This is a genomic window from Halanaerobium salsuginis (genome assembly GCF_900114545.1).
GTDB classification, from domain to species: domain Bacteria; phylum Bacillota; class Halanaerobiia; order Halanaerobiales; family Halanaerobiaceae; genus Halanaerobium; species Halanaerobium salsuginis.
In genome coordinates this window covers 1-10,092 of the sequence record NZ_FOTI01000014.1, presented here as the reverse complement: position 1 = coordinate 10,092, position 10,092 = coordinate 1, and the positions used below count along the sequence as shown (strand labels likewise).

Below are 10,092 nucleotides of genomic sequence, written 5' to 3'. Positions count from 1 at the left end.
AAAACAATAGCTCCTGCTAGAGCAGCCCAGCCACCAACAGAGTGAACAACAGTAGAGCCAGCAAAATCAACCATTCCCATATTTGCTAACCAGCCGCCACCCCAGATCCAGTGACCAACAACAGGATAAATAAAGGCGCTAATCACAACACTATAAGCTAGATAACCAGAAAAATTAGTTCTTTCAGCCATAGCTCCAGAAACAATAGTGGCTGCAGTAGCTGCAAAAACTGTCTGGAAAATAAAAAATGCTGCTACAGGAATATCAAGTCCTAGATTAGCAAAAGTATCATGGAGAAAAAAACCTGTCTGGCCAATAAAGCCATTACCAGCCCCAAACATAAAGGCAAAACCGCAGATCCAGTAAACCAAAGAACCAGAAGCAAAGTCCATCATATTTTTCATAATGATATTCCCTGCATTTTTAGCTCTGGTAAAACCTGCCTCAACCATAGCAAAACCGGCCTGCATAAAGAAAACCAGAAAAGCTGCAATTAAAGTCCAGATTGTATCAATAGCAACTGAATTAGCAGCAGCCAAATCGTCTTGTGCCAGGGCAAAACCGCTAAATAAGATAACCATTATTATTGCTGTTAAACATGTCTTAAAAAATCTACTTCTCATTTCTCTACTACTCATGATAATTCCTCCTTGTGTTAGGTAGATGTAAATAATGCATGTTTAAATTATAGTTTAGAAGCCCTTAATAAAGCAAGGGTTTTATCTTTTATATAATGGTATACAAATATTTCTGATTTATATGTTATAATTTAAATTAGAATAGTAATTAATTAGTACTTTAAATTTTAATCAGAAAAAGAGGTGGACCGGTGAATATTTTAAATAAAATTAATTTATATGAAGTTACTGAAATTAAAGCAGAAAATAAATTGCTTAACTTAAGAGCTTTGCTTAGTGAAGGAAAAGAGCTAAAGTTAGTTGAACAAAAAATAACAAAATCAGCTGCAAGAAATTTAAAAGAAATAGCAGTTGGTGATCTAGTTTTAAGATCTACTGGAAGTTTAAATGAATTATATGAGCTACCAAAATTAGTTTATTATCCAGTTAAAAAGATAAAAGGAAGATTCTCTGATGTAAAAGAATATAGCTATCTTAAAATGAAGATTATTTATGATTTCAATCTATATTATTTGAATAACAAAATTATTGAAAAAGAAGCTAAAAAACCTGCTCATCTTGAATTTGAAAAGCTGCTTACTAAAAATAAAAATAAAATAACAAAACTAATTACTTATAATCAAGATGAGCAGGTAAAACCGTTTAATCATACCAATTATGAAGTAGCTACTATCATTAACTCTCCTCAAATCTATCGGCAGGAGATTGGGAATAGATTCGACTGGGGATGGAGTCTAATGGAAATTTATCAGCTAGCAGAAGAGGAATATGTTAGCTTTAAACAAAGCAGTTATTTTAGAGAAAGACAGCGGGGAGAATTTTTTAGAATAAACAAAAAAGCAGTAGAGTTTATGCGTACTTTTCCTGAAGATAAAGATTATTTTCTACTCTAAAAATAGTTAAATCTATTTAAAGGATTTTTGCTTATTTTGCTTAATATATTAATAACAGGAGATTGAAAATTAAATATATTCACTAAGTTAACTGAGGAGGGCTGTTAATGAAAAACTTAGCACTTATTCTGGCTGGTGGTCGTGGGACAAGGCTTGATATATTATCTGCTCATCGAGCAAAACCAAGTGTTCCGTTTGCTGGTAAATTTAGATTAATTGATTTTGCCCTGAGTAATTGTGTTAATTCTGGAATTTATAATGTAGGAGTTTTGACTCAGTATTTACCACTTTCGTTAAATAATCATATTGGAATTGGTAAGCCCTGGGATCTTGATCGCCGGTTGGGAGGAGTTACAATCTTGCAGCCATTTAGAGGCAAACCAGGTTCTACAGATTGGTATCAGGGGACTGCTCATGCTATTTACAAAAATATTGGTTTTATTAAAAATAAGGCCCCAGAAAATGTAATTATTCTCTCAGGTGATCATGTTTATCAGATGGATTATAGTAAAATGATAGAATACCATCAGCAGCGAGGAGCTGATTTGACAATAGCTGCTCAACCAGTTGCTTATGAAGATGCCAACAGATTCGGCATTTTAGCCTGTGATGAAGACAATAAAATCACTGATTTTGTTGAAAAACCAGCAAATCCTCCCAGTAATTTAGCTTCAATGGGTATTTATGTTTTTAAAACGGATATACTACTGGAAGTTTTAGAAAAATACTGTAGTGAAGAAGATTCTGATTTTGGTCATCATATTATCCCACCTATGATAGCAAAAGATAGTGTCTATCTCTATAAGTTTGCTGACTATTGGAAGGATGTAGGTACTTTATCATCTTACTGGGAATCGAGTTTAGAACTAACCTCACCCGTACCTAGTCTTAATTTATATAACAAAGAGTGGCGTCTTCATACTAGGAGTCAGGAACAGCCTCCAGTTAAATTTGGACCTTCAGGAAGCGCTTCTAAAAGCTTAATTTCAAATGGTTCAATAATAAATGGCAAGGTAATAAATTCTGTTATTAGCCCGGGTGTTTATATTGAAGAGGGGGCTGTAGTTCGTGATTCAATAATCTTTAATGACACTATTATTAGGAGTAATACAGTTATTGAAAAAACTATCATTGATAAAGAGGTAGAGATTAAATCAGACTGTAAAATAGGTTGGGGTGAAGACCTTACTTCAAACCAGGCAAAACCTGATCTGTTAAGTAGCGGTTTAAATGTAATCGCTAAACGAGCTATTATTCCTGCTGGAACAACTATTGAACGTAACTGCCGAGTTTTTTCTTATGTTGGAGTAGCTGATTTTGCTGCTAAAAATATTAAAAGTGGCAGTACGATTACTTCGGAAATTGGCGAAAAAGTTGCTGCAGGTGATGAAGAACATGTTAGAGAGCTAAATATTTGATTGCTATAAATAAATTTACTTAAGTAATAAGACCAGGGGATTAACTTGCCTGGTCTTATTTTTCCAATAAATTTCTGTGTAGATTAATTACTAAATTTTAAACAAATATCAAGCTCTTAAACTTTCCAGAAAGTTACTTAAATGTTTTCTCTGTTCTGGACTAAGATCCTTAGCATTCTCAAGCAGTGGTTTAAGTGACTCGGGAACTCCTCGACTTCTTTTAGAAAAAAATTCTGCCATGGTTATTCCTAAAACTTCACATAGTCTTTCTAAAGTCGTTATTGTTGGTGATTGTTTATTTGCCTCAATTGAACTAATAAATGATTGACTGATACCAGTCTGGTAAGATAATTTTTTTTGGCTCAGGCCTCTTTTTTTACGGTATTCTTTTAGTCGCTTTCCAATATCCATATTACTTACCCCCATATAATAATTATTTTATACCTAAAAATTTAAATATTTCTATAATAATTATTATATCACTATAATGATAATATACTACTATTATACCAATTATTTATTACTAAAAAATAGTGATAATATTAATATTATCATCTTAATCAGTAAAATTGTTCTAATTGTCAGTAAAAGAAGAATATTATCATTATAAATATTGAATATAATCTATTATAATGATAATATATTATATGAATAGATAAATAATTCAGGGAGGCAATAAAATGTCAGCAAAGTTAGCCCAGAAAATAAAAAGATTGCGTAAAGAGCAGAATTTAACTCAAATTAAGCTGGCCAAAAAAGCAGGAATTGCACAATCTTTTTTGAGTAATATTGAGAATGATTTGCAGAGTCCTTCCCTAAAAAATTTAGAGAAGATATCAAAAGCTTTGGATATATCACTACCCGATTTATTAAAATAAGCATGTATTTTAAGCTAAGTTGAGGTGAGAAAATGCAAAATATAGCAAAAAAGCATTATATTGATAGTTTAACTAGGTTAAATAATCGCCTTTATTTTGAACGAATATTGCCAGAATTGAATAATAAACATATTGCTCCATTTAGCATTATTACGATTGATTTAAATAATTTAAAAAAGATAAATGATACTTACAGCTACGAAAAGGCAAATTTCTTCTTGAAAATGACAGCTGAAATAATTAAGAAGTTTAGCAGAGAGCAGGATATTAAAGCCAGAATTGATGGAGATCAATTTGTAATTTTAATGCCTGAAGTTAGTAAAAGAGAGGCTGAACAAGTTGCGAAAGAAATTATTGACTATTTTAAATCAAATGATTTGCCAACAAGATTAACCGCTGGTATTGGGGTTGCGACCGCAAATAGATCTCAATACTCACTATACGAATTATTTAGATTAGCAGAAGAGAGGATGTATAGAAATAAAATAGCCCGAGATGTTAGTCATAAATATAAGGTGTTTTCTTCTTTAGAAAAAATATTAGAAGAAAAAGCAGGTGAAACTCGAGCTCATGCCAGAAGAATAGAATTTCTGTCTGTTAGATTGGCCAGACAATTAGGACTCAGTCTTAATCAAATTGATGAACTCAAAATAGCAGCCAGATTTCATGATATTGGAAAAATAATTATTGATGATTCTATTTTAAACAAACCAGGTAGATTAACTAACTCAGAATATGAAGTAGTAAAAACTCATGCTAAAATAGGTTACCGAATTGTCAAATCTATTCCAGTTTTAGCTGAGGTAGCAAGTCTTGTCTTATCACATCATGAGCGTTGGGATGGCAAGGGCTATCCTGGTGGCTTAAGTAGAGATGAGATACCCTTTTTAGCTAGAATTATTACTATTGTTGATACTTATGATGTAATTACCCATGAACGTCCCTATAAAAGAGCTGCCAGTATTGAGTTTGCTTTACGAGAAGTTAATAACTGTGCTGGTAGTCAATTTGATCCTTTTTTGGTGAGAGAATTTATCCAATTAATCCAGAAGCTTTACGATTTATGAAAAATAATGTTAATTAATTACTTTTTTTTTAGTTTGAGTCTGATATTTTATAATATAAGTAGTAGTTTAACTTTATAAAAATTTAAATTTAAAGATTTAACTGTATTTATGAATTATTTAAGGAGGATAAAATTATGGAAGCAGGATTTGATCAGCAGAGACTTATTCTAGTTTCCAATGGCGAGCCTTATCAGCATGTTTACGGGAAAAAGCAAATTGAACAGCAAAAATTAGCTGGTGGTTTAACAACAGGACTTGATCCTCTAATGCAGGCTGAAGGAGGTATCTGGATTGCCTGGGGAAGAGGAGAAGCAGATTTTGAAGTTCTGGATCAGCAAAATAAAGTTAAGGTTCCAGATAAAACTGGTTATACCCTTAAACGGGTTGAATTAGCAGAAGCAGAAAGAGATAATTTTTATTATGGTTTTGCTAATGAAGTTATGTGGCCAGTTTGTCATGGTTTTATTGATAAGGCTAATTTTAAACCTCAATATTGGAAAAGCTATCAGCAGGTAAATAAAAAGTATGGAGCTAGTATATTAGAAGAACTACAGGCAGATGATCTAGTCTGGATCCATGATTATCATCTTGCTTTAGTACCAGATATATTGAAAAAGCAGTCTGAATCAGTAAAACTTGCTTTTTTCTGGCATATTCCCTGGCCAGATTGGAATAGTTTTCGAACTATACCCTGGCGAAATGAGATTTTATCAGCAATGCTTGAGTCTGATTTTATTGCTTTTCATACGCAATCTTTTGTAGATAATTTTTTACGGTGTGCAAAAAAATTAGGTATGGAGGTTGATTTTGAAGAACAGTTAGTTTTTAATCAGGGGCACCGATTAAAAGTCACCAGTATTCCACTAGGTATAGACTACCAGGGCTTTGAAGATTTAGTTGCCAGTCCTGATTATTGCCAAAAAGTGTCTCAAATAAAAAATGACTATCAGACAGATAAACTAGTTTTTGCTGTTGACAGACTCGATTATACTAAGGGAATTGAAGAAAGATTAGATGCAATCAATGAATTTTTTGCCAGTTATCCTGATTATCGAGGTAAAGTTACTTTTGTACAGCGGATAGCTCCAAGCAGGACTCAGGTAGCTGAATATCAGCAGATGAAACAGCAAATTGATGAAAAAGTAGCTGCTATTAATGGTAAATATCAACAGGATGACTGGATCCCAATTAAATATTTTTATGGGATTGTTCCGCAGGCTGATCTTTTACCATATTATAAAGCTGCAGATCTTGCTTTGATAACTCCACTAATTGATGGAATGAATTTAGTTGCTAAAGAGTATTTAGCAGTACAGGAAGATGGTGTTCTACTTCTTTCAGAATTTGCCGGGGCAGCTGAGTATTTGTCAAATGCAATTCAAATTAATCCATATCATACTGCTGAAGTAGCAGCTGCTATTTTTGAGGCTCTAGAAATGCCTTCCAAAGCCAAACAGGATCGTCTTCAGGCTGCTAAAACTAAACTGAAAAAATATGATATAAATTGGTGGCGGGATCATTTTATAGATAGTTGGCTTGCTTGTTATGAATAAAAAAAATTTATTAGAACTAACTCAGCTTGCTGAGGTAAAAGATAAAATTACAGCAGCGGATAAAGTATTGCTTTTCCTTGATTATGATGGCACTCTAGCTCCTTTTAAGCCTGATCCAGCTCAGGCATACCCTCTGCCAGCAGCTCTAAAGCAACTCGAAATTTTACAGCAGTTGGATAAATATACTCTTAATTTTGTTTCAGGAAGAAAGCTATCTGATTTAAAAAAAATGCTGAAGTTAGAGGGAGTTAATTATGCAGGCAGTCATGGCCTGGAGATTGATTTAACTTTTGCAGCAGAAATTATTTATCCTTTAGCTAAACAGAAAATTGATCAGCAGAGCAGAAAACTTTATCAAAACGTTAAAAAAAATTATGAAAAAAAGGCTGGTTTTAGAGTAGAAGATAAAGGTTTTGGATTGGCAATTCATCTTGAAACTACTTTGAATCAGGATAAAATAGTGACTGATTTATTACAGAAATTTAAATCAACAAAATATCAGGTTTTGCCTGGTAGAAAAGTTATTGAAATTAGACTGACTGGTTGGGATAAAGGCAAAACTGTTGAATATATTAAAGATGAAATAGTAGCTCGAGATAAGCTGAGTAATTATTTGATTATCTATCTAGGTGATGATAGTACTGATGAAGATGTTTTTTGTCAGCTTGAGCAGGGAATTACTATTTATATTAAAAATGAGTCAAATTTAAAAACAGCAGCAGAATATTTTTTAGCTGATCCAGCAGCAGTTGCTGATTTTCTAAAAGAATTGGTAGAAACTTAAAATCCTCTTTCATTATTAAAGTTTTTTGAAAGAGGATTTTTTAATGCAGCTATTTAAGCCTTGCTATTTTGTTTTTCAAATTCATGGCGAACTGCTGCAGCAGATTCTGGATTATTAAACAGAGCTAAGGCTGTTAAAGCAAGTGATTGAACACCTTTAATTAGAACTTGATGGCCCTGGGAACTTAGAGTAGCATCACGTAGTTCTCTAGTATGACCTGTAAAATCACCGAGTTTAATATAAGGATGAATTGCAGGAGCTATGTGACTTACATTGCCCATGTCTGAAGATCCACTATGATCTTCTGGCCCTTTAATATCTTTGATACCAATTGCTATCATTTTTTCTTTAAAGATATCAGCCAATAATCTATTTGGTTTTAAGTTATCATTTGAGTTTTCATATTCCTGATAGTCAAGTGTACAGCCGGTCATTAAGGCTGCTCCCTGGGCAATATTTTGAGCTTTTTCTACAATTTCCATTAAATATTTTTTATCACGAGCTCGAAAATAGAATTTGGCCTCTGCTTCATCAGGTACTATATTAGCTGCTTCTCCACCATTGCTAATTATTCCGTGCAACCTGGCATCATCTCTAAGATGTTCACGTAATGCATTTAAACCATTAAAAAGTTGAATAACAGCACTAAGTGCATTAACTCCTTTTTCAGGTGCAGCAGCTGCATGAGCTGTCTTACCATGAAAATTAAACTGAATTGCTTTAATAGCCAGTGTAGTTGCAAAAACTTGATTTTGATCAGCAGGATGCAGCAGCATAACTGCATCTAAATCAGAAAAAATACCTGCTTGACTTAACTGAACTTTTGCGCCCCCAGTTTCTTCGGCCGGGCAGCCAATTACCTGAATTTCACCAATTTCTATTTTCAATTTACTTAAGGCAATACCTGCTCCCGTACTCATAGCTGCTATCATATTATGGCCGCAACCATGTCCAATCTCTGGTAAAGCATCATATTCACATAAAAAGGCTATTTTTAATCCTGTTTTTGCTTTATTTATTTTAGGCCGAAAGTTATAGCTGGCTCGAAAGGCGGTTTCTATTCCGGCTAGATTCTCTTCAATCTTAAAATTGTTTTTAGCTAAGATTTTTTTTAACTTATTACTTGCTTTAAACTCTTGATAACCTAACTCTGGATTTTTGGCAATAAAATCACTGAGAGCAGTGATTTCCTGCTTTAAATCTAAAATTATTTGGATCAATTTTTCTTCCTGGCTGCTTAATCTACTTTTCATTATAAAATCTCCTTTAATTTTAAAAATTTAATTATTAAATTCTGCTAGCTGCTCTGCTTGTTAAATCTATATTTTATGAAAGTTTGGCTGGCGATTTGTAAAAGTGGTTAATTCAGTAAATCCAATCTCTTTTAGTTTGCTAATAGTAAATTTGAATTTATGAGCAATTTGTTCCGGTTGATGGCTGTCTGAGCCAATAGTTAAAATTTTTCCTCCTAGTTCATGATAAAGTTTTAAAATTGAAAAACTTGGCAGAGGATTTTTTTGATCAATTCTATAACCTGAAGTATTAACTTCAAGACCTTTGTCGTTTTGAATAATAATTTTTAAGATTTCACTGATAAGTTCAACTGCTGTTTTATTAGTGAGTAGGTCTGGTTTAGAAACAAACTCTCCATAGCGTCTAATAATATCAAGATGACCAATCACATTATAATTTTGATAAACTTTAACAACAGCTAATACAGTTTTTAAATAGTTTAAATAAGCTTCCCATTGGTTATAATCACGGAAAAAATCCCCATTATATAAATCAGCTTTTTCTGCGGTGTGAAAAGAAGCAATAATAAAATCAAAGTCATCAGTTAGATAATTATTACATTCAGTTAAAATATGTAGCTGAAGACCAATTTCAATTCCCTTTTTTATCTTTAATTTTCCTTTGTATTTTTGCTGGAGTTTCCTGATTTCTGCTAAGTATGCTTTTTTATTTAGCAGAAATTCAATTGTAGGATCTTTGTAATCGGGATCATGGTGGTCAGTGATGGCAATTTCAGTCAGGCCTTTATTAATTGCTGTTTCACAGATTTCAGTTAAGCTCATTTCCGAATCAGCTGAAAACTGAGAATGGAGATGATAGTCATAGAGCATAATTTTCTCCTCTCTAAATTCATATAGTATTTTTTAAAAAATTTGATTTAGTTTTTAATAAGGTTAATAAATTGGACATTCTAGAGATTAATAATATAATAGCATATTAGATCTTTAAAATAAATAGGCAAGCTATTTACTTCTTAAAATTAGATAAATATCTTGCAAAAAGGCTTTAATAGTGTTACAATTAAAAAAACTTGATAGAAGACTTAGTGAGTGTTACTGTTAAATCAGGCATAATCTAGAAGAGAGTATAAATCCCTTAATTTTTAATTTAAGGGGCAATTTTGTATTTTTTTCTAGATTTTTCTTTTTTTGTTTAAGTTGTTTTTTTCTTTTTAATTTTAGGAGGAGTTAGATGTCTGTTGGAGAAGAATACAAAGTTAAAAAGATATTGGTTGTATAATTAATGTTGTGAAGAAAAAACTGTAAATCTAAAAATATCTAAATAAAAAAGGCATTTGCCTGGCTCCGTTGAATTAAATAGTTACAACACCAAAAATTCAATAAAGGAGTCAAGCAAATGCATAATAATCTTATCACAGATTTAATGGATTTACCAGACCTAGTTGCAACAGATTTAATTAAAACGGAGGAATATTTAGTTTTTGTAGCTGACTATAAAATAGATCATGTTAAATGTCCTGTCTGCGGCAAAAAAGCAGAAAAGATTCATGATAGAAAAACTCAAATGATTCAGGATACTTCTCTTCGAGATAAAAAAACAGTTATTAG

11 protein-coding genes are annotated in these 10,092 nt (G+C 32.3%); 7 read left to right on the top strand and 4 right to left on the bottom strand.

Annotated elements, in window-relative coordinates:
* Window positions 1-638 (bottom strand): ammonium transporter (locus BMZ74_RS06145; RefSeq protein WP_143070150.1); only part of this gene is annotated, 638 nt, incomplete at its 3' end.
* Between the two features lie 191 nt (window positions 639-829).
* Between BMZ74_RS06145 and BMZ74_RS06140 the strand changes: the two genes are divergently transcribed.
* Both BMZ74_RS06140 and BMZ74_RS06135 read left to right on the top strand, forming a co-directional pair.
* Window positions 830-1,531, top strand: a complete 702-nt coding sequence (locus tag BMZ74_RS06140) for a hypothetical protein (protein WP_089861094.1) — start codon at window positions 830-832, stop codon at window positions 1,529-1,531.
* A 107-nt stretch (window positions 1,532-1,638) separates the two neighbouring features.
* Window positions 1,639-2,949, top strand: coding sequence for a glucose-1-phosphate adenylyltransferase (locus tag BMZ74_RS06135; RefSeq protein WP_089861092.1), 1,311 nt, complete (start codon window positions 1,639-1,641; stop codon window positions 2,947-2,949).
* Between the two features lie 108 nt (window positions 2,950-3,057).
* On the opposite strand, the gene BMZ74_RS06130 is transcribed toward BMZ74_RS06135, so the two are convergent.
* Entirely contained in the window at window positions 3,058-3,360 is a 303-nt protein-coding gene (locus tag BMZ74_RS06130; protein ID WP_177181376.1) for a helix-turn-helix domain-containing protein, read from the bottom strand.
* A gap of 269 nt (window positions 3,361-3,629) precedes the next feature.
* Between BMZ74_RS06130 and BMZ74_RS06125 the strand changes: the two genes are divergently transcribed.
* The 4 genes from BMZ74_RS06125 (at window position 3,630) to otsB (ending at window position 7,231) form a co-directional block, all read left to right on the top strand.
* Window positions 3,630-3,827, top strand: a complete 198-nt coding sequence (locus BMZ74_RS06125; protein WP_089861089.1) for a helix-turn-helix domain-containing protein — start codon at window positions 3,630-3,632, stop codon at window positions 3,825-3,827.
* Between the two features lie 32 nt (window positions 3,828-3,859).
* Window positions 3,860-4,894 (top strand): HD-GYP domain-containing protein, encoded by a 1,035-nt coding sequence (locus BMZ74_RS06120; RefSeq protein ID WP_089861087.1) that lies wholly within the window; start codon window positions 3,860-3,862, stop codon window positions 4,892-4,894.
* 134 nt (window positions 4,895-5,028) lie between these two features.
* Window positions 5,029-6,447, top strand: a complete 1,419-nt coding sequence (locus BMZ74_RS06115) for an alpha,alpha-trehalose-phosphate synthase (UDP-forming) (protein ID WP_089861085.1) — start codon at window positions 5,029-5,031, stop codon at window positions 6,445-6,447.
* Window positions 6,440-7,231, top strand: coding sequence for a trehalose-phosphatase (otsB, locus tag BMZ74_RS06110; protein ID WP_089861083.1), 792 nt, complete (start codon window positions 6,440-6,442; stop codon window positions 7,229-7,231). The genes BMZ74_RS06115 and otsB overlap by 8 nt, the downstream gene beginning before the upstream one ends.
* Before the next feature lie 53 nt (window positions 7,232-7,284).
* Here the strand turns inward: otsB and BMZ74_RS06105 are convergent, their stop codons facing one another.
* Both BMZ74_RS06105 and BMZ74_RS06100 read right to left on the bottom strand, forming a co-directional pair.
* Window positions 7,285-8,484 (bottom strand): M20 family metallopeptidase, encoded by a 1,200-nt coding sequence (locus tag BMZ74_RS06105; RefSeq protein WP_089861081.1) that lies wholly within the window; start codon window positions 8,482-8,484, stop codon window positions 7,285-7,287.
* A 66-nt stretch (window positions 8,485-8,550) separates the two neighbouring features.
* Window positions 8,551-9,354, bottom strand: a complete 804-nt coding sequence (locus tag BMZ74_RS06100) for a histidinol-phosphatase HisJ family protein (RefSeq protein ID WP_089861079.1) — start codon at window positions 9,352-9,354, stop codon at window positions 8,551-8,553.
* Between the two features lie 526 nt (window positions 9,355-9,880).
* Here BMZ74_RS06100 and BMZ74_RS06095 point away from each other — a divergent pair.
* Window positions 9,881-10,092, top strand: a 212-nt coding sequence (locus BMZ74_RS06095; RefSeq protein ID WP_089860717.1) for a transposase family protein, incomplete at its 3' end; no start/stop codon positions are given.

Coding starts and splice junctions, on each gene's coding strand:
- BMZ74_RS06115 (WP_089861085.1), top strand. CDS start 5,029: ATGGAAGCAGGATTTGATCAGCAGAGACTTATTCTAGTTTCCAATGGC.
- BMZ74_RS06135 (WP_089861092.1), top strand. CDS start 1,639: ATGAAAAACTTAGCACTTATTCTGGCTGGTGGTCGTGGGACAAGGCTT.
- BMZ74_RS06130 (WP_177181376.1), bottom strand. CDS start 3,360: ATGGATATTGGAAAGCGACTAAAAGAATACCGTAAAAAAAGAGGCCTG.
- BMZ74_RS06125 (WP_089861089.1), top strand. CDS start 3,630: ATGTCAGCAAAGTTAGCCCAGAAAATAAAAAGATTGCGTAAAGAGCAG.
- BMZ74_RS06100 (WP_089861079.1), bottom strand. CDS start 9,354: ATGCTCTATGACTATCATCTCCATTCTCAGTTTTCAGCTGATTCGGAA.
- BMZ74_RS06120 (WP_089861087.1), top strand. CDS start 3,860: ATGCAAAATATAGCAAAAAAGCATTATATTGATAGTTTAACTAGGTTA.
- BMZ74_RS06105 (WP_089861081.1), bottom strand. CDS start 8,484: ATGAAAAGTAGATTAAGCAGCCAGGAAGAAAAATTGATCCAAATAATT.
- otsB (WP_089861083.1), top strand. CDS start 6,440: ATGAATAAAAAAAATTTATTAGAACTAACTCAGCTTGCTGAGGTAAAA.